This window comes from Klebsiella sp. 54 (assembly GCF_018223875.1).
Taxonomy (GTDB): Bacteria; Pseudomonadota; Gammaproteobacteria; order Enterobacterales; family Enterobacteriaceae; genus Klebsiella; species Klebsiella quasipneumoniae.
In genome coordinates, this window is the sequence record NZ_JAGRRA010000002.1 from 1,148,168 (window position 1) to 1,166,686 (window position 18,519).

Here is an 18,519-nt window from a genome sequence, read left to right on the forward strand (position 1 = left end):
GAGAATAGGGCTGGCGCCCGCGGAGGCGGGCGCAGTGGTTCAGAAAGAGAGGGTCACTCCGGCGTAATACGCGCGTCCAGGCTCATTGTAGGTCGAGGCGCCGGCATTTTCGCGATACAGTTGCTTATCAAAGAGGTTACTTATGCCGGCATTCAGGCGAATATCCCGGTTGAGCTGATACTGGGTGCCGATCCCCACGATGGAATAGGCGCCAACCTCGGTGGTGGCAAGGGTTCCGGTTTCGTTGCGGATCTCTGCATACTGACGCGGCTTCTGACGGCCATAAAGCGTCCAGTTGACATTCGCCGACAGGGCGTCGTTTACCTGCCAGTCGAGCATCGTGTTAACGGTATATTTCGGGATAACCGACAGCGGGTTGCCTGTCTCTTTACTTTCAGATTTGAACATCCAGGTGGCATTGGTCCGCCAGCTTAGGATATCAGCCAGCACCGGGATCAGCAGATTGCCTTCCAGCCCCTCGACCACGGCTTTGCCGCCGTTCTGCCATTGCAGGATATTATTGCCGCTGGAGGTATAGCCCAGCACCTCGGTTCCGGAGACGATTTTGTTTTTGTAATCGTTGCGGAACCAGGTGACCCCGGCAGCGTAGCCATTAAGGTTAAATTCGATACCGATCTCTTTGTTAATACTGATTTCCGGGTCGAGGTCAGGGTTGCCCAGCAGATAGCAGCTGCCTTCGGCGATAGTGTTTGGACAACCGTTGCCGCGGGTGGAGAGCAGATAGCCTTCACTGGATTGATAAAGGTTAGGCGCTTTAAACACCCGCGCGATACCGGCCTTCAGCGTGAACATATCGCCCAGCGCCTGAGACAAATTGAGGCTTGGGCTCCAGTTGCTGCCAAACTGATTATGATAATCGAAACGAATGCCGGGGATCAGGTTGGTGCCGGGCACGGCTTCGATATTATCTTCCAGATAGATACCGGTGAGGGTGGCGCTGTTTTTGGTACGACGTTGCGCAGGGTCGCCGGAGATCCCAGGGATAGTCTCCCCGTTGCTGTTAGTGGCCTGCATCGATGCCGGGTCGTCGAGCTGATCATGGTTCCATTCCATGCCCAGCGTCAGCGTCTGATCCGCCAGCCAGAAGAAAGGCACATTGAATTCGGAGGTAGTACGCCAGGATTCCAGTCGGCTGGTGGCATAATCCTCACTGTTGATCATGCCTTCGACGCGGCCGGTGGAGCCTTCCTGCAGGCGGGTATTGTTGGTTTTCTCGTAGTAAACCCCCGCTTTGGACTGGCCCCAATCCCAAAGACCGTTGTAGGTCAATCCCCAGGACTGGCGATAGAGGCGATTCGTTTCGTGTCCGTACAGGGAATCCACCAGCCCGTTCGGGCTAAGATTGCCGTTGCTGTACTGGGTATCACCGGCATAGATATTCCCCTGACGGCTATAGGCGTAGCTGAAATCGAGAATTTGCTGCGGGGTCATTTTCCATGACAGCAGGGCGTTAATATCTTTATTGCGTACCCCTTCGCGTCCCGCAGCGTAGGAGCCGTTTTGCGCATGGTTAATATCCCAGGCGTCGGGTTCCGTTTTATTGATATTGCCATACAGGCGCATTGTCAGCGCTTCGCCGGCCAGTGGGCCGCTGAGATTGAAGTTAGCGCGATTAGTCGTGCCTTCCTTGTTGTTTTCCGGCTGATTGGTAAAAAAAGACAGGGAACCGTGCCAGTTGTTGGTCGGGCGTTTGGTAATAATGTTGACCACTCCGCCGGCCGCACCGGAACCATAACGCGCGGCTGCCGGGCCGCGGAGGACTTCAATTCGCTCGACCATCTCGGCAGGGACCCAGTTGCTGTCGCCCCGGGTATCGCGTTCGCCGCGCCAGCTATAGCGAACCGAGTTACGTGACGTGGCCGGTACCCCATCTATCAGGATCAGGGTGTTCTCCGGCCCCATGCCGCGGATATCAATCTGGCGGTTGTTGCCCCGACTGCCGCTGGCGCTGTTGCCGGTCAAATTCACCCCGGGCATTTTACGGATGATGTCTGAGAGATCGTTGACCGGTGGCTGTTTTGCAATATCATCTGCCGTGATAATCGACACCCCGGGCTGTTGCTTGAGCGCCTCTTCCGCCGTACTGCGCACAATCATTGTTTCGGTATCTTGTTCTGACTCTTCTGCAAAGGCGTTAGGGGCAAGGAGACTGGATATGACCAGCGCCAGGGTCGTGGGGACATAATATTGCGGCGATCTCATGTAAATATCCTTTTCAAAACAATTCAAAATGAGATCGAGAATATTAATGATAACAATTATCATTACAATGTAACGTAATGAATCTCCATAAAATCCTCACAATTAGCGCAATTTTTTACGCTGCCGAGTGAAATCGTGAAGGGAGCCTGCGCTGTGGGGCCGGGAAGCTGTCAGGTTACGCGCGGAGGTGGTGGTGGCAGGGACGGTTGGCCAGCGCAGCAAGGCTACCCGGGGCGAGCGCGGCGCGCGGGTGGCGCGCCGGTGGAGGCGTTAGTGGTGGTCGTCCTGCGGCATATGACGGTAGATGTAGATCCCGCTCAGCAAGGTAAAGACCAGCGTGAGGGCAGTTAAACCGAAGACCTTAAAGTTAACCCAGATATTCTGCGGCAACCAGAAGGCGATATAGATATTAGCCAGTCCGCAGAGGATAAAAAACGCCGCCCAGGCCAGGTTAAGGCGCGACCAGACCTGCTGCGGCAGGGTCAGCTCTTTACCCAGCATGCGCTGGATAAGCGGCTTTTTCATCACCCACTGGCTGAAGAGCAGCGCGCCGGCGAACAGCGCATAGATCACCGTCACCTTCCATTTAATAAACTCATCATTGTGGAAGAAGAGGGTTAATCCACCGAAGACGGCCACCAGCACGAAGGTGATCAGCGCCATTTTTTCGATTTTACGGTAGCGCACCCAGCTGTAGATCAGCACGATGGCGGTCGCCACAATCAGCGCCGTGGTGGCGGCGTAGATATCGTAAAGCTTGTAGAAGGCGAAGAAGACCACCAGCGGTAAAAAATCCAAAAACTGCTTCATACATCGATCCCGTCTGTCAGGACGGACCGGGAAATTCCCCGGTCCAGGTTAAAATTAGCTACGGATAAGCATATACACGCGGAATAAATAGATCAGCAACAGGGCGGAAATCAGGTTGCTGAGGGTGTTGATGACCACCGCGCCGACGTTTGGCGTCAGGGCGGCAAAGCTGGAAGCGAACAGCAGCAGCAGGGTTTTCGCCACCAGCCAGCCGATAATGGCCGGCGCCACCAGCCGCAGATTGGCCCACGCCAGGCGCATGCTGCTGCGCATGGCGCCGAGGATGCCCATTTTGTCCTGCACCAGCATGATCGGCGCAAAGGCCAGCACAATGGCCAACAGGACGCCGGGCACCAGCACTAACATCATCCCCATCTGCACCAGGAAAGTGGTGAAGAGGATCAGCAGCAGCAGCTTCGGCAGCACCGGCGCCGAGGCGCCGATGGCGCGCAGGGCGCTGACACGATGACCGGCAGAGACCAGCTGGATGAGCAGCAGGACGCCGCCGGCGAGGATCGCATTGCCCACCAGACCCGAGAAGGTTGATGCCGCCGAGGCGCGCAGCAGAACCTGCTGCTGCTCCGGCGTCATATTCTGCACCAGTTCGAACAGGCCTGCGCTACCGGCGAGGTTGTCGCCTTCGCTGAGTATCGACAGCTGCTCGTCGCTGGGTGAAAAGGCATGGCCAAGTACTACCGTAATGAACGCGCACAACAGCGCAATCAGCAAAATGGTAATGAACTGATTACGAAAAAAATTCCCGGTGTCACGGTAGACGGACTTCGCCGTGATAGACATGCATTCTCCTTGAGTGTCGCAGGTGTTAACTAGCCGGCGATTGTACCGCAAATCCTTCCGTCGTAGCACTCTCTGCGCCGGTCAGGGCAGGTATATCTTTGTAAAGAGGCCGCAATGGCGGCAGCCCATAGCGCGCTCGCGCCCGGTTGCAGGCGTCGTTTTCCTCGCCGTTTTCCCCGGACATGGCGAATTCGCGACATGGCGAAGGACGGTTTTCATAGATAGTGCAGTGGACGGCGTCGCCGATCTCGCCCGATAGCGCCGCACAGCGGCTCTGACGTTGATTAGTGCCGCTCATACAGCGCAGGAAGGGGGTCAGCGGCTCGGTCAGCGCGGCGGGCACCAGGCCGCCCGCGTCGTCGGCTTCCGCCCAGTAGAAAGAGACTCGAAAATACGCACAACAGGCACCGCACGTCATGCACGGGTTGATTTCACTCATAATTACACCTGAAAAAAACGCATCAACACAGATTGTCGGCAGTTAACTTATCCAGCCGCCTCAGCGGCGGCAAGAGGGGCAGAAATAATTTTTTTTGCGAAAAGTGAAAATTGATGTGCGAAGGATTTAGCGTATTGCGATCGGTATCAAAAATTAATCTGGATCAATAAATGTTAAATCTAAGGTTTTAGTGTGATCTAAAACAGATCAAACGTAACTCGTTATAGGTATATTTGGCCGCGCTGAAAAACCATAATGAGGAAGTGGATATGAAGAAGTTAGCAGCGGCGGCATTGATTCTAAGCACTCTTACTACCGGCAGCGTCTGGGCGCATGAGGCGGGTGAATTTTTCATTCGTGCCGGGACCGCCACCGTCCGACCGACGGAAGGCTCTGACAATGTGCTGGGCAGCCTGGGCAGTTTCAACGTCAGTAACAATACTCAGCTGGGTTTAACCTTTACCTATATGGCGACCGATAACATCGGGGTGGAACTGCTGGCGGCTACGCCGTTCCGCCATAAGGTTGGTACCGGGCCAACTGGCACCATCGCTACCGTCCATCAATTGCCACCCACCCTGATGGCGCAGTGGTACTTTGGCGATGCGCAAAGCAAGGTGCGTCCGTACGTGGGGGCGGGGATTAACTACACCACCTTCTTTAATGAAGACTTTAACGATACCGGCAAGGCGGCCGGGCTTTCCGATCTGAGCCTGAAGGACTCCTGGGGCGCGGCAGGGCAGGTCGGCCTCGATTACCTGATTAACCGTGACTGGCTGCTGAATATGTCAGTGTGGTACATGGATATCGATACCGATGTGAAATTCAAAGCCGGCGGCGTGGACCAGAAAGTCAGCACCCGTCTGGATCCGTGGGTGTTTATGTTCTCCGCAGGCTATCGGTTCTAACGCCTGCTGCAAACTGGCCAGCGGACGGCCAGTCTGTTGCCTCCTCACCCCTCCCTGCGATAAACCTTCGCCTGCGGATCACACTTCAGTCCACTGGCGCAGCAGGTTGTGATACATATTGAGCAGGGAGAGGACCTCTTCCCCGTCGCCAAAGCGGGTTTTGAGAGACTGGATCGTGCGGTCCAGGTCGTAGAGCATCGCGCGCTGCTTATCGTCGCGGACCATCGACTGGATCCACAGGAAAGAGGCCTGGCGAACCCCGCCGGTGACCGGGGTGACGCAGTGCAGGCTACTGGCGGGATAGAGCACCAGATGTCCGGCCGGGAGCTTCACCCGGTGCTGGCCATAGGTATCTTCAATCACCAGTTCGCCCCCTTCATAGCTTTCCGGCTCGCAGAGGAACAGCGTCGCCGAGAGGTCGGTCCGCATCCAGCCCGCCTCGCCGTTCTGGCGCACCGCGCCATCGACATGAAAACCGTAGGTCTCTCCCGGCCCGTAGCGATTAAACAACGGCGCGGAAATTGTCCGCGGCAGCGCGGCGGAAAAAAACTGCGGATGGCCGCGCAGCGCGTCGAGTACGGCTGCCTGCAGACGGGCATACAGCGGCGTGCGGGTATCGATCTGCTGGTTTTGTTTGACGGTCGCCCCCTGGCTGCCGACGGTAACCCGCCCGTCAACCCATTCGGCCTGCGCCAGCAGGCGGCCATATTCAGCCACCTGGTCCGCCGTCAGCACGTCAGGAATGTGATACATCATTGCGGTGTTCTCTCAAAAAGATGGGGCGCGATGGCCCCACGTACAGACTCAGAAATGGACATTCGCCGTCAACATAAAGGTACGGGGTTCGCCCGGATGATAGCGATAGCCGCTCTTGTTGATGGAAGCCACGTAATCGGTATCAAACAGGTTGTACATATTGAGCTGCAGATCGAGATTGCTGTTGACCCGATAGCCCAGTTTGGCGTCGGCGACCCAATAGCCCTCGGTGTGATCCGGGGTACCCACCGCGCCATCGCTGCCCCGGCGCAGGCTTCCGACATAGCGCACGCCGCCGCCGACGGACAGATCGCTGGTGGCCTGATACTGCGTCCACAGCGTAAAGGCATGTTTCGGGGTGTAGGCCAGCGCGGAAGAGCCATCCTGCGCCACATTCTGACCCTCTGTCACCGTGGCATGTTGCTGGGTGTAGCCGGCGATGATTGTCCAGTCCGGGGTCAGGTTCCCGGTTGCGGAGAGCTCATAGCCTTCCACGCGCTTTTTGCCGTACTGCGACCAGGTTCCGTCATCGTTGGCGGCCACTTCGTTTTCAATATCGGTGCGGAATAACGCCGCGCTGAGCAGCAGGCGCTTGTCGAGGATCTGCCACTTGGTGCCCAGTTCGCTGGATTTCGCTTTCTGCGGTTTAAAGTCGGTCCGGTTGGCGCTGTTGCCGCTACCGCTGGCAGCCAGCGCGAAGCTGCTGCCCCCCGGCGGTTGCTGCGAGATGGCATAGTTGACGTAGATATTGCCCTGCTCGGTTAAGCGATACAGCGCCCCGGCCTTCCAGTTAACCAGGTTACCGGATTTAGCGGTATCGACAGTGGTGACCGGGCTGCCGGTCGACTGTCCTGGCGGGCAGGCGACAGCCCCGCGTCCGCTGCCGCCGCAGGCGGTGGCGCTGTCATATTTGGTATGGTAACTGTCGAGACGCAGCCCACCGTTGACCTCAACCCGATCGGTCAGCGCCAGCGTATCAAAGGCATAGATACCGAAGGTATCGGTCTGGCCGTTGGCGTTCGCCCCGTTTCTGTCCAGCCCGCCAATCGACAGGCTGCTCACCGGATGATAGAGATTCACCGCCGGAGCGGTCAGGGCGTTGACGCCATAGTTAGTCTGGTTTTCCCGGGTAAACTCCACGCCGGCACTGACGTCATGGCCTATCGAACCGGTATTGAAGGTCGAAGTGATATTGGTCTGGTTGGTCAGAATGCGGTTGCTGACATCTTTGGTATTAACCAGACGTGACCAGCTCCAGGTATTGACGTCATTGATGTCGGGGGCGGTGATATTGCTCGCGCCGCCCATCACCGCGGTCAGGAGATATTCCTGCTTCACACGCGACCAGCGGGTGGTATTGCGCACGGTAGTATTGTCCGTCAGATCGTGTTCAAAGCGCAGGGTGCCGCTGTCGGTGGTGGATTTATCGTAATCGGAGTCGGTGCCATAGAAATTGCTGGTATCGACCTTACCGGCGGAATTGAGGGCGGCATACTTCGGCGAAGGCGCCGAATAGCCCGGCAGGCCGACGGTGGGGATCCCGCCATCCGGGGTGTTATTCTGCCGGACGTGGAGATAGTTCAGATACAGACGGGTGGGCGTATCGAGGCCGAAGGCCAGGGACGGGGCAATGCCGTAGCGCTCGTTCTCAATCTTATCCCGGCCGGCGTCGTGGGTTTTTTCGCCCATCAGGTTGAGGCGAAACGCGGCGTTGTCGCCGAAGGCCTGGTTAAGGTCAAGGGTACCCCGACGCGACCAGGCGCTGCCGATGCTGGCGGATCCGTCGATCCCGGAGTCAAGGCGCGGCTGCTTGCTGATCATATTGATCGAGCCGGAAGGGGCGCTGCGGCCATAGTCCGTGCCGGCGGGCCCCTTGATGACTTCCACCTGCTGGGTATTGAAGGTATCCCGCGTCACGCTGCCGATATCGCGAATGCCGTCGACATAAATACTGTTGGAGGTGTCCACGCCGCGCATAAAGATGGCGTCCCCGGTGGTTGAGCTGCCATTCTCCCCGGCGTAAAACGCCCCGACGCCGGGGACGTTTTTGAGGGCGTCAGTCAGGTTGGTGACGCCCTGATCTTTAATGACCTGTTCGGGGATCACGGTGATGGTGCGAGTGGTATCCACCAGTGGTTTATTGAACTTGGGATCGGCGGAGGCACCGGGAGAATAAAGCGAAGGCGGGGCGGCTTCCACCACCAGCGTCTCTTCATTATTTTTGACTGATTTTTCGGCTGCCATGCCGGTTGCCGGCGCGGCTCCCAGACACAGACCCGTAAACAATGCCAATGAGTTGAAACTGCCAAACGGCAGAGAAGCGTTTTTTTCCATGATAAATGCAGGCTTATTTTTTGTTATTAGCACATATCACGCCGCGCAAAAGCGACGTTATTCGTCGTCTGGCTTGCGCTGACCCGGCGTGATTCTATAAATGATAAAAAGAATAGTTATCATTCGCCTTAATATTTACACAGAAAAGTTGACGTTTAAACTGATTTCTTCACCACCGTTTACAAATTTCATAAATTTTGAACAAAAAAGGCGGGTGACCTCGGTAAAGGCGGCAGGGCAACGCGGAATATAGCGCGGTGACCTTGGATAACAGACGCCGGGCGGGCGCCGAAGGGCGCCCTGAGGCTGGCGTCCCGGCGGGCTTACCAGGGCACCGTGCGGCCGTGGCCATCCAGATACTCCAGTCCCGGGCGCCGCCCGCCGTTTCGGCCTTAGCACTTCGGCGATGATCCGAACGTTAACTCGCTTGCGGCACGTGACCGGCGATCCCCTGCTGGTGCGGGCCGGACGCAAAATGGTGTTCACCCCGCATGCGCAGCGGATCCGCAGCAAAACGCACAGTGTGCTGAGCGATATGCGCGCGGTGCTCAATCCCGTTTACCGCCGCGGCGGCGATAGATGCAGAGCGCTATGTCGCCTGGGGACATGTTATCGTTTCCCGGCATGGGATCGTATATGGGCTGGTGGATGACCAGCTGGCAGAGCGGGGCGGGGGCTGTACCGGCGCATCGCCGCCGTCGTGCCGGGCTTCAGCGCCGCGCTGGGGCTGGTGCCGGCCTCCTGCGTGCGTCATCCTTCGCCGCAGGGGATAGTAAGTTTTCCGCTGCCGGTCAGCACCGGGGTGATTACGGTGTCGCAGGCGTGGCATCCGCGCCTGGAGCAGGCCCGGGCCACCGCTGGCTGCGGCAGCGGGTGCGAGAGGTGTGTCGCGAGTAAAAAAAGCCCGCACAAGTGCGGGCAAAAATACTGGAAGCAATGTGAGCAATGTCGTACTGAATACCTGAGTTATTTACTCAACTATTCAGTGATGAGAAAGATAATATTTCTCATTTAAGATATCAACCCCATCTTTTGTGCGGAAGCGATTTTTTATCCGAGGGTGAAAACCGTACGCTTCTGGCTGTCGTCCTGCGGCCAGGCCGCCGCGATCTCCTGCAGTGGCCGCGGGGTGGTGGCGATGGTCAATTTCCCCGGCACCGCCGCCTGCAGTATTTCGCCGGTCGCCGCCAGCAGCTGCGGCATCGTCAGGCTACCGATCCCGCTGCCCATCAGCAGGAGCGGGGCGGAACGCAGAACCGCGCCATTTAACGCGATATCGGCGCCAGCCAGGGACCCCACTTGCACATAGCGCACCGGTCTGCCGGACGGGGTATATTTGGCCAGGGCCGGCAATAATAATTCCGCGCTGTGTCCCCACAGATAATCGATGACCACATCGATCTGCGCGGCGCTGACCGCTGAAAACTGTGCAGTTAACGTCTTATCATCCGCAGTTAACTGAATACATTCATCGGCGCCGATCGCCGCCAGCGACTGCGCATTGCGTCCGGTCGCAATGATTTTTTTTGCGCCCAGGTAGCGGGCAATCTGCACCGCCAGCTGACCGGCGCTGCCGGTGGCGCCGTTAATCAGCACCGTTTCGCCGGCCTGAAGCTGGGCGCGTGTCACCAGCGATGCCCATGCGGACATACCGGGGTTGGCCATCGCCGCCGCCGGGATATCATCGAGCTCATCCGGCAGCGGCAGGCAATTCTGCAGGGCGACCGGCGCCCGCTGCGCCATACTGCCGAAGGGGGCAGTGGGGAAGGCGAAGTAGACGCGCTGGCCCTGGGATGTAGTGCCGACACCATCGATACCGGGTACAAAAGGCAGATTGCCGTCAAAGCTGTAATGGCGTCCGGATGCCCGGGCCTTGACCACATGGCTCATCGCGGCGGCGCGGACGTCAATAAGCGTCTGGCCGGGCGCGGGCTGCGGCTCGATGAAATCGGCCCAAACCGGGCCTTCTGCGAGATCAAAAACCACGCCTGCTTTCATAAATTATCTCCTGTCGGGAATTATGTGTAAAATACACATATTGTTTTGCAGCACTATACGCGGAAAATTAATACATGCAAGATGCACATAATGGCTACGACATTACCGACTTTCACGGCGCGCTGCTGGATATCATCAGCGTGATGAACCAGCCGGTGCGCGACGAGCAGATCCTCCAGGCAGCTGGCGTCAAGCTGGAACAGATGCTGTTTCCGCTGCTGGTGGCGGTAGGGCGCTATGGCCCGGTGGGGGTGGTTGAGCTGGCGGATCATTTAGGGCGCGATTACACCACCGTCAGTCGTCAGGTGAAGAAACTGGAAGCCCAGGGGCTTGCCGGTAAGCAACCGAACCGTCATGACCGACGGATCAGCGAAGTGACGCTTAGCGCCAGGGGACAACAGATGATCGACAGGATCGCCGTCGCGCGGCGGCGGTTAATGAATCAGGTGCTGGCGCAGTGGCCGGAAGATGAAGTGCAGGCGCTGTTTCGCTTAACGCGCAAATACGCCGACAGTTTGCAGAAATCATCGCCGCCTGGCGCGATGCCAGGCGGCTGACGGTCAGGCGGTTTTGGTCGCCGCCTTCAGGCTCTGGACGAAGGCTTTCAGCTCGTCGAGCATGGTTTGCGGCTCATCAAGATGACGTTCGATGATTTTGACGATGGCGGAACCGGAGATCGCCCCGGCGGCCCCGGCGTCAATGGCGGCGCTCACCTGCTCCGGCGCGGAGATGCCAAAGCCCTGCAGCGGCGGCGCAGCGTGATATTCCGCCAGCTTCTCCACCAGATGGTGCAGCGGCAGCGCAGCGCGATTTTCCGCACCCGTCACCCCGGCGCGCGACAGCAGATAGGTGTAGCCGCGACCATAAGAGGCAATCTGGCGCAGTAAATCGTCATCCGCATTGGGCGGGCAAATGAAAATTGGCGCGATGTTATGGCGCATCGCCGCCTGGCGGAACGGGGCGGACTCTTCCACAGGCACGTCGGCTACCAGCACCGAGTCGACGCCGACGCGGGCGCACTGGGCATAGAACTCATCGATACCCGGGCTGAAGACGAGGTTCGCGTACATCAGCAGGCCGATTGGGATCGTTGGATGCTTCTGGCGGATCGCCGCCAGCATCTCAAAGCACTGCGCCGGGGTTACCCCCGCGGCGAAGGCGCGCAGGGCCGCGCCCTGGATGGTCGGGCCGTCCGCCAGCGGGTCGGAGAAGGGGATCCCCAGCTCAAGGGCATCGGCGCCGCCTTCGATCAGCGCATCGATAATTTTCAGCGACTGCTCCGGTCCCGGATCGCCAAGGGTGACAAAGGGGACGAAAGCGCCTTCCTGGCGGTTTTTCAGTTGGGCAAACAGCGTCTCATAGCGTTCCATCAGATTTCCCCTCGCGCTTTCAGGATATCGTGTACGGTGAAAATGTCTTTATCGCCGCGGCCGGAGAGGTTAACCACCAGCAGCTGCTCTTTTTCCGGGTTCTCGCGCATCATTTTCAGCGCATGGGCCAGAGCGTGAGAGGACTCCAGCGCCGGGATGATCCCTTCGTGGCGGGAGAGCGCTTTAAACGCCTCCAGCGCTTCGTCATCGGTGATCGACACATAGTCGGCGCGCCCGGTGCTGTTCAGAAACGCGTGCTGCGGCCCAACGGACGGGAAGTCCAGCCCGGCGGAAATGGAGTAAGATTCCTCGATCTGGCCGTCGGCGGTTTGCATCATCGGCGACTTCATCCCGAAGTAGATCCCCACACGACCATGCTTCAGCGGCGCGCCGTGCTCCCCGCTTTCGATACCGTGCCCGGCAGGCTCCACGCCGATCAGGCCGACGCGGGTTTCCTCGATAAAATCAGCGAACATGCCGATGGCGTTTGACCCGCCGCCGACGCAGGCGATCACCGCGTCCGGCAGACGGCCCTCTTTTTCGAGGATCTGCGCTTTGGTCTCTTCGCCGATCATGCGCTGGAATTCACGCACGATGGTCGGGAACGGGTGCGGACCGGCGGCGGTGCCCAGCATATAGTGCGCCTTCTCGTAGCTACCGGACCAGTCGCGCAGCGCCTCGTTACAGGCATCTTTCAGCGTGGCGGAGCCGCTGTGCACCGGGATCACCTCGGCGCCCATCAGGCGCATACGGAAGACGTTCGGCGACTGGCGCTCGACGTCCTTGGCGCCCATGTAGATACGGCATTTCAGACCGAGCAGGGCGCTGGCCAGCGCTGAGGCGACGCCGTGCTGACCGGCGCCGGTCTCGGCGATAATTTCGGTTTTGCCCATCCGTTTGGCCAGCAGAGCCTGGCCCAGCACCTGGTTGGTTTTGTGCGCGCCGCCGTGCAGCAGATCTTCGCGTTTCAGGTACAGGGTAGTGCGGGTCCCTTCGGTCAGGTTCCGGCATTTGGTCAGGGCCGTCGGACGACCGGCGTAGTTTTTCAGCAGGTCGGTGAATTCCGCCTGAAAGGCCGGGTCCTTCTGTGCGCTGACAAAGGCCTCTTCCAGCTGGCGCAGGGCGGGCATCAGGATCTGCGGCACATACATGCCGCCGAATTCGCCGAAGTAGGGGTTCAGTAAAGTGCTCATTATTGCTCCTTAATATGCGCGCAGCGTCTGGAATACGGAGGCCAGCTTGCTGGCGTCTTTAATCCCGGGTTGCGACTCTACGCCTGAATTGAAATCGAGTCCGGCACAGCCGCTTTTGGCCGCTTCCACACAGTTATCGGCGCCGAGGCCGCCAGCCAGCATAACGTTACGCAGGTCCTGGCCCTGCAGCAGGCTCCAGTCAAAACGCTGGCCGCTGCCGCCCTGGCCGTTGTCGAGCAGATACTTATCGACATGGCGGAGTGTACGGGACGGCAAGGTTTCGCCAACGCTCAGCGCTTTCCAGATGCGGACGCTATCCGCGAGGGCGTCGCGCAGCGCGTCGATATAGGCCTGGTCTTCATCACCGTGCAGCTGTACGGCGGCCAGCTCCAGGGCCTGGGCGCGGGCGACCACCTCATCCAGCGGCGCATTGCGGAAGACGCCGACGTACTGCAGCGGCGCGGCGGCGATCACCGCTTTAGCCTGGGCGTCATTTACCGCCCGCGGCGAGGTCGGGACGAAGATCAGCCCACCGTAGATGGCGCCAGACTCCCAGGCCACCTGCGCATCCTGCGGGCGCGTCAGGCCGCACACTTTGTTCTCGCCGAGCAGCACGCGCTTGACCGCCGCTTCCAGATCCGCCTGCTCCATCAGGGCGGAGCCGATCAGGAAGCCATTGGCGAAGTGGCTCAGCTCACGCACTTCGGCATAGGTATGGATGCCGGATTCGCTGATCACCGTGACATCCGGGCCGAGACGCGCCGCCAGCTGACGGGTGCGGTTGAGGTCAATCGACATATCGCGCAGGTCGCGGTTGTTGATGCCCACCACCTTCGCCTTCAGGGCGATGGCGCGCTCCAGCTCCTCATCATTGCTCACTTCTGTGAGCACGCCCATATTCAGGCTGTGAGCCACCGCCGAGAGCTGACGATACTGTTCATCGTCGAGCACCGACAGCATCAGCAGGCAGGCGTCGGCCTGATAGTAGCGCGCCAGGTAGATCTGGTAAGGGTCGATGGTGAAGTCCTTACACAGGATCGGCTGCGGCGCGACCTTGCTGACGATCGGCAGAAAATCGAAGCTGCCCTGGAAATATTTCTCATCACACAGCACCGAGATCGCCGAGGCGTAGTGTTTGTAGATGCTGGCGATCGCCGCCGGATCGAAATCTTCGCGAATCAACCCCTTCGACGGCGAAGCCTTTTTGCACTCGAGAATAAACGCGGTGCGGGTGCCGGCCAGCGCGTCATAGAAATTGCGCTGCGTCGGGACGACCTCATTCTGAAAACTGGCTAACGGTTGTTGTTGTTTGCGGGCTTCCACCCAAATCGCTTTGTCGGCAACGATTTTTGCTAAAACGGTCTGCATTCTTTACCCTCTTGCCGCTAAGGCGGTCACTCTGTCATAGGCCGCGCCGCTGTGCAGCACATCCAGTACCTGCTGAGCGTTAGCTTTCAGATCTTCATGCCCGTGTAAACGCATCAACATGGCGACGTTGGCGGCGACGGCGGCTTCGTGAGCGGCTTCACCTTTACCTTGTAGCAAGCGCGTCAGAATGTCACGGTTTTCTTCCGGCGTGCCGCCCGCCAGCTGCGCCTGATGGTAAGGCGTCAGGCCGAAATCGTCGGCGGTCAGCTGATAGCTTTTAATTTCCCCGTTATGCAGCTCGGCGACCACCGTGGGCGCATGCAGCGAGACTTCATCCATCCCGCCGCTGTGCACCACGGCAGCGCGCTGATAACCGAGTACGCGCAAGGTTTCCGCAATCGGCAACACCAGTTCCGGGCTGTAGACGCCAATCAGCGCCAGCGGTGGATGCGCCGGGTTGATCAGCGGGCCCAGCACGTTAAACAGAGTACGGGTCTTCAGCTGCTGACGGACCGGCATCGCGTGGCGGAAACCGGTGTGGTACTTCGGCGCGAACAGGAAGCAGACGCCCAGCTCATCGAGCGCCGCGCGGGATTTATCGGCGTTCATATCGAGATTAATGCCGAAGGCCGCCAGCAGGTCAGAAGAGCCTGATTTACTGGAAACGCTGCGGTTGCCGTGCTTCGCCACTTTCAATCCACAGGCAGCGGCGACAAACGCGCTGGCGGTGGAGATATTAATGCTGTTGCTGCCGTCGCCACCGGTGCCGACGATGTCGGCAAACAGGTAGTCCGGGCGCGGGAACGGCGCGGCGTTTTCCAGCAGCGCGGTGGCGGCGCCGGCAATTTCCTGCGGCTGCTCGCCGCGCACTTTCATACTGACCAGCGCGGCGGCCAGCTGTTCAGGCTTCACTTCGCCGCGCACGACGGCGGAGAACAGCTGGTGGCTCTCCTGCTGGCTCAGGGTTTCCGCCTGGTACAGCTTCTCAAGGATCGGCTGGAGGGTGTTGGTATGCTCCAGCTTCTGCAGCGCCCAGGCCAGGGTCTGCTCCAGCAGTCGCGCGCCCTGGGTGGTGAGGATCGATTCCGGGTGGAACTGGAAGCCGCACACCCGATCCGCATCGTGACGCACCGCCATCACCATGCCATTGAAATTGGCGTTAATCGTCAGCCCGGCAGGAATATTGCTGCCGACCAGCGAGTGGTAGCGCGCCACCGGCAGCGGGTTAGCCAGACCGGCAAACATCGCCTGGCCGTCGTGCTCAATGCTGGAGGCTTTGCCGTGAAGGATCTCGCCCGCCTGGCCGACATAGCCGCCGTAGGCTTCGACAATGGCCTGGTGGCCGAGGCAGATGCCGATGATCGGCAGCTTGCCCCGCATGCGGGTCAGCAATTCCGGCATGCAGCCGGCTTCGCTTGGCGTACCCGGGCCAGGGGAGAGCATCAGCACCGGATTGTCCATGGTGCCCAGACGCTCAATCAGCGCCTGCGCCGGAACGGAGTTACGGTAAATCACCACGTTATGGCCGTTGGCGCGCAGCTGGTCTGCCAGGTTATAGGTGAAAGAATCGATATTATCGAGCAGCAGAATGTCAGCCATCAGAAAATCTCCTTCGCGTGATGGGCCTGGGCAATGGCGCGCAGCACCGCGCGGGCTTTATTTCGGGTCTCATCCGCTTCCGACTGGGGAACCGAGTCGAGCACAATGCCGGCTCCGGCCTGGACGGTAGCGATACCCTCCTGCACGTAGGCGGAACGGATAACGATGCAGGTGTCGAGGTCGCCGTGGGCAGTGAAATAGCCCACCGCGCCGCCGTAGCTGCCGCGTCGTTTACCTTCGGCGGCGGCAATCAGCTGCATGGCGCGAACCTTCGGCGCGCCGCTGAGAGTGCCCATGTTCATGCAGGCGCGGTAAGCGTGCAGCACATCGAGATCCTGACGCAGTTCACCCACCACCCGGGAGACCAGATGCATCACGAAGGAGTAACGGTCAACCTTGGTTAAATCGGCGACATAGCGGCTGCCCGGGGTACAGATGCGGGCCAGATCGTTGCGCGCCAGGTCCACCAGCATCAGGTGCTCGGAAAGCTCTTTGTGATCGGTACGCATTTCCAGTTCGATACGGCTGTCGAGATCGCGATCCAGCGAGCCGTCGGCGCGGCGGCCGCGCGGCCGGGTGCCGGCGATGGGGTAGATCTCAATCTGACGGCTGACGGCATCATACTTCAGCGAGCTTTCCGGCGAGGCGCCGAACAGGGTGAAATCATTGTCCTGCATAAAGAACATGTACGGGCTGGGGTTGCTCTTCTTCAGCACATCATAGGCGGCCAGCGGCGACGGGCAGGGCAGCGAGAAGCGGCGGGAAGGGACCACCTGGAAGATTTCCCCGGCGCGGATCGCGCGCTGCATTTTGCGCACCACCGCGCCGTACTCTTCATCGCTCTGGTCAACGTCGCAGCGCATTTCGGCCACGGTGGTAACCGGCAGCGGCGCCGGCGGCTCGTTCAGCTGCTGACGCAGCTGGCTCAGGCGCTGCTCCAGGCGCTGTTTTTCACTCTCCAGCGGGGTGAACAGGCTCGCCTGGATGCGGGTATGCTTGGCCTGATGGTCGATGACCAGCAGGGTCTCCGCCAGATAGAAGCAGTAGTCCGGGCAGGCGGTGTCGCTCTGCAGGGGCGGCAGATCTTCAAAGCCGGCCACCAGGTCATAGGCGAACAGGCCGCCGAAGAACATCGCTTCACGCTCGTTGGCCGGGACGGTCACCAGCTCCTGCAGCAGACGGAATGCGTCAAACACTGACAGCGAGCAGAGGCGGGCGTCTTCATCGAGCAGGGAACTGACTGCCGGGAAGGTCAGGATCCGGCCGTTGGGCTGGCGCTGATTGGCGATCCCGGAGGGCAGCGCGCCGTCCAGCAGCTCCAGCAGCGCGGCGCCGTTGGCGGAGAGGGCCTGAATGGTGACAGTGTCACCAAGAGCGGTGATGCGCAGCGCGCTGTCCACCAGCAGCAGGCTTTTTAAGTCATCTTTGCTGTCGATGTCAGCCGATTCCAGCAGCAGCGTGGCCGGACGGGCGCCGCACAGTTGGTGGAATAACGCCGTCGGGTTCTCCCGGTAGATGGCGTCGCTGGTGAGAAGCTCGAGTGCCGGTTTGGATGTTTGCATTATTGTTCTCGCCTGTTCGTATTATTTTTGTCCAATAAAAAGCCCGCTCATTGGCGGGCCGGGTATCTGTATGCTGAATGCAAAACGCGATCACGCCGCCCGTTATCAGGAGGTGCGCCACCAGCTGTGCAGAGTGATAAAGTGCATTTTCATCGTGATACCCCTTCATGTGAACTTGCGTACTAGTTAACTAGTTCAATGGAATAAAGTCAACCCTTGTTTGCAGATTTTCTCTGCCTGTCGGTATGATAATGCGCTTATTTACGTTGATGTCCAGCAGGAGTCCTTTTGAGCGACAGCCAATACGCAGTGATTTACGATCTGCACAGCCATACCACCGCCTCTGACGGGCGGCTGACTCCGCAGGAACTGGTCCATCGCGCCCATGAAATGCGCGTAGGCACGCTGGCGATCACCGACCATGACAGCGTGGCGGCGATCCCCGCGGCCCGGGAGGAGATCGCCCGCGCCGGATTACCCTTGACCCTGGTGAACGGCGTCGAGATTTCCACCCTCTGGGAGAATCACGAGATTCATATTGTGGGTCTCAATATTGATATTGCGCACCCTGCGATGACCGCCCTGCTGGAGGAGCAGAAAGCGCGGCGCCAGCAGCGCGGCCAGATGATTGCCGAGCGTCTGGAGAAGGCGCGCATCCCCGGCGCCTGGGAAGGGGCGCTGCGGCTGGCGGACGGTGGCGCCGTCACCCGCGGCCATTTTGCCCGTTTTCTGGTGGAGGCCGGCCACGCGAAGAACATGGCGGAGGTCTTCAAAAAATACCTTGCCCGCGGGAAAACCGGTTACGTGCCGCCGCAGTGGTGTACAATAAAACAAGCAATTGATGTCATTCATCATTCTGGCGGTAAGGCGGTGATAGCCCATCCCGGGCGTTACGATCTTTCCGCCAAGTGGCTTAAGCGGCTGTTGGCCCACTTCAGCGAGCAGGGCGGTGATGCCATGGAAGTGGCCCAGTGCCAGCAGGCGCCCCATGAACGCGCCCAGCTGGCCGCCCTGGCCGTGCAGTTTGGTCTTCTGGCGTCGCAGGGTTCCGATTTCCATCAGCCCTGCGCGTGGATCGAACTTGGCCGTAAGCTCTGGCTCCCTGCCGGCGTGGAAGGCGTCTGGCACAGCTGGGAAGCGGCCACCGAATAAAAATTGAGA

Annotated in this window: 15 protein-coding genes, 1 pseudogene and 1 other annotated feature; of the genes and pseudogenes, 4 read left to right on the forward strand and 12 right to left on the reverse strand. The window is 59.4% G+C overall.

Annotated elements, in window-relative coordinates; translation table 11 throughout:
* Positions 1-39: 39 nt before the first annotated feature.
* The 4 genes from KHQ24_RS07215 to KHQ24_RS07230 form a co-directional block, all read right to left on the reverse strand.
* Positions 40-2,223: a TonB-dependent siderophore receptor gene (locus tag KHQ24_RS07215; protein WP_064177980.1), complete on the reverse strand. Its 2,184-nt coding sequence runs from the start codon at positions 2,221-2,223 to the stop codon at positions 40-42.
* Between the two features lie 270 nt (positions 2,224-2,493).
* Positions 2,494-3,033 carry a septation protein A gene (locus tag KHQ24_RS07220; RefSeq protein WP_004203842.1) on the reverse strand — a complete coding sequence of 180 codons (540 nt, stop codon included), beginning with the start codon at positions 3,031-3,033 and terminating at the stop codon, positions 2,494-2,496.
* A gap of 54 nt (positions 3,034-3,087) precedes the next feature.
* The gene (locus tag KHQ24_RS07225; protein ID WP_004203845.1) at positions 3,088-3,831 is read right to left on the reverse strand and encodes a YciC family protein; all 744 of its coding nucleotides are present in this window, start codon (positions 3,829-3,831) and stop codon (positions 3,088-3,090) included.
* A gap of 25 nt (positions 3,832-3,856) precedes the next feature.
* On the reverse strand, positions 3,857-4,270 hold the full coding sequence (locus KHQ24_RS07230) for a YkgJ family cysteine cluster protein (protein WP_004203847.1): 414 nt from the start codon (positions 4,268-4,270) through the stop codon (positions 3,857-3,859).
* A 269-nt stretch (positions 4,271-4,539) separates the two neighbouring features.
* On the opposite strand from KHQ24_RS07230, the gene ompW reads away from it, so the two are divergent.
* Positions 4,540-5,178: an outer membrane protein OmpW gene (ompW, locus tag KHQ24_RS07235; RefSeq protein WP_004203849.1), complete on the forward strand. Its 639-nt coding sequence runs from the start codon at positions 4,540-4,542 to the stop codon at positions 5,176-5,178.
* Between the two features lie 78 nt (positions 5,179-5,256).
* Here the strand turns inward: ompW and ybiX are convergent, their stop codons facing one another.
* Positions 5,257-5,934 carry a PKHD-type hydroxylase YbiX gene (gene ybiX / locus KHQ24_RS07240; RefSeq protein WP_048294545.1) on the reverse strand — a complete coding sequence of 226 codons (678 nt, stop codon included), beginning with the start codon at positions 5,932-5,934 and terminating at the stop codon, positions 5,257-5,259.
* Between the two features lie 48 nt (positions 5,935-5,982).
* Positions 5,983-8,268, reverse strand: coding sequence for a catecholate siderophore receptor Fiu (locus tag KHQ24_RS07245; RefSeq protein ID WP_017898670.1), 2,286 nt, complete (start codon positions 8,266-8,268; stop codon positions 5,983-5,985).
* A 364-nt stretch (positions 8,269-8,632) separates the two neighbouring features.
* Between KHQ24_RS07245 and KHQ24_RS07250 the strand changes: the two are divergent.
* Positions 8,633-9,165, forward strand: a pseudogene (locus KHQ24_RS07250) (LysR family transcriptional regulator); the annotation flags it as partial.
* A 153-nt stretch (positions 9,166-9,318) separates the two neighbouring features.
* Here the strand turns inward: KHQ24_RS07250 and KHQ24_RS07255 are convergent.
* Complete coding sequence (locus KHQ24_RS07255; RefSeq protein ID WP_211777195.1) at positions 9,319-10,266, reverse strand: quinone oxidoreductase family protein; 948 nt, start codon at positions 10,264-10,266, stop codon at positions 9,319-9,321.
* Positions 10,267-10,340: 74 nt separating this feature from the next.
* Here KHQ24_RS07255 and KHQ24_RS07260 point away from each other — a divergent pair, with 74 nt between their 5' ends.
* A complete protein-coding gene (locus KHQ24_RS07260) occupies positions 10,341-10,823 on the forward strand; it encodes a MarR family winged helix-turn-helix transcriptional regulator (protein ID WP_017898672.1) in 483 nt (160 codons plus the stop codon).
* A gap of 3 nt (positions 10,824-10,826) precedes the next feature.
* Here KHQ24_RS07260 and trpA read toward each other — a convergent pair whose 3' ends face one another.
* The 5 genes from trpA to KHQ24_RS07285 are packed head-to-tail and all read right to left on the reverse strand — an operon-like array spanning position 10,827 to position 17,358.
* Positions 10,827-11,636, reverse strand: a complete 810-nt coding sequence (gene trpA, locus KHQ24_RS07265) for a tryptophan synthase subunit alpha (protein WP_004203859.1) — start codon at positions 11,634-11,636, stop codon at positions 10,827-10,829.
* Positions 11,636-12,829: a tryptophan synthase subunit beta gene (trpB, locus tag KHQ24_RS07270; protein ID WP_004203860.1), complete on the reverse strand. Its 1,194-nt coding sequence runs from the start codon at positions 12,827-12,829 to the stop codon at positions 11,636-11,638. Before trpB ends, trpA begins: the two co-directional genes overlap by 1 nt.
* Before the next feature lie 9 nt (positions 12,830-12,838).
* Positions 12,839-14,197, reverse strand: a complete 1,359-nt coding sequence (gene trpCF, locus KHQ24_RS07275) for a bifunctional indole-3-glycerol-phosphate synthase TrpC/phosphoribosylanthranilate isomerase TrpF (RefSeq protein WP_004203862.1) — start codon at positions 14,195-14,197, stop codon at positions 12,839-12,841.
* Between the two features lie 3 nt (positions 14,198-14,200).
* Positions 14,201-15,796 carry a bifunctional anthranilate synthase glutamate amidotransferase component TrpG/anthranilate phosphoribosyltransferase TrpD gene (trpD, locus tag KHQ24_RS07280; protein ID WP_004148109.1) on the reverse strand — a complete coding sequence of 532 codons (1,596 nt, stop codon included), beginning with the start codon at positions 15,794-15,796 and terminating at the stop codon, positions 14,201-14,203.
* Positions 15,796-17,358: an anthranilate synthase component 1 gene (locus KHQ24_RS07285; protein ID WP_043521239.1), complete on the reverse strand. Its 1,563-nt coding sequence runs from the start codon at positions 17,356-17,358 to the stop codon at positions 15,796-15,798. The genes trpD and KHQ24_RS07285 overlap by 1 nt, the downstream gene beginning before the upstream one ends.
* A 33-nt stretch (positions 17,359-17,391) precedes the next feature.
* Positions 17,392-17,487: a sequence feature (Trp leader region), on the reverse strand.
* Between the two features lie 159 nt (positions 17,488-17,646).
* On the opposite strand from KHQ24_RS07285, the gene rnm reads away from it, so the two are divergent.
* The gene (rnm, locus tag KHQ24_RS07290; RefSeq protein ID WP_004203866.1) at positions 17,647-18,510 is read left to right on the forward strand and encodes an RNase RNM; all 864 of its coding nucleotides are present in this window, start codon (positions 17,647-17,649) and stop codon (positions 18,508-18,510) included.
* Positions 18,511-18,519 lie beyond the last annotated feature (9 nt).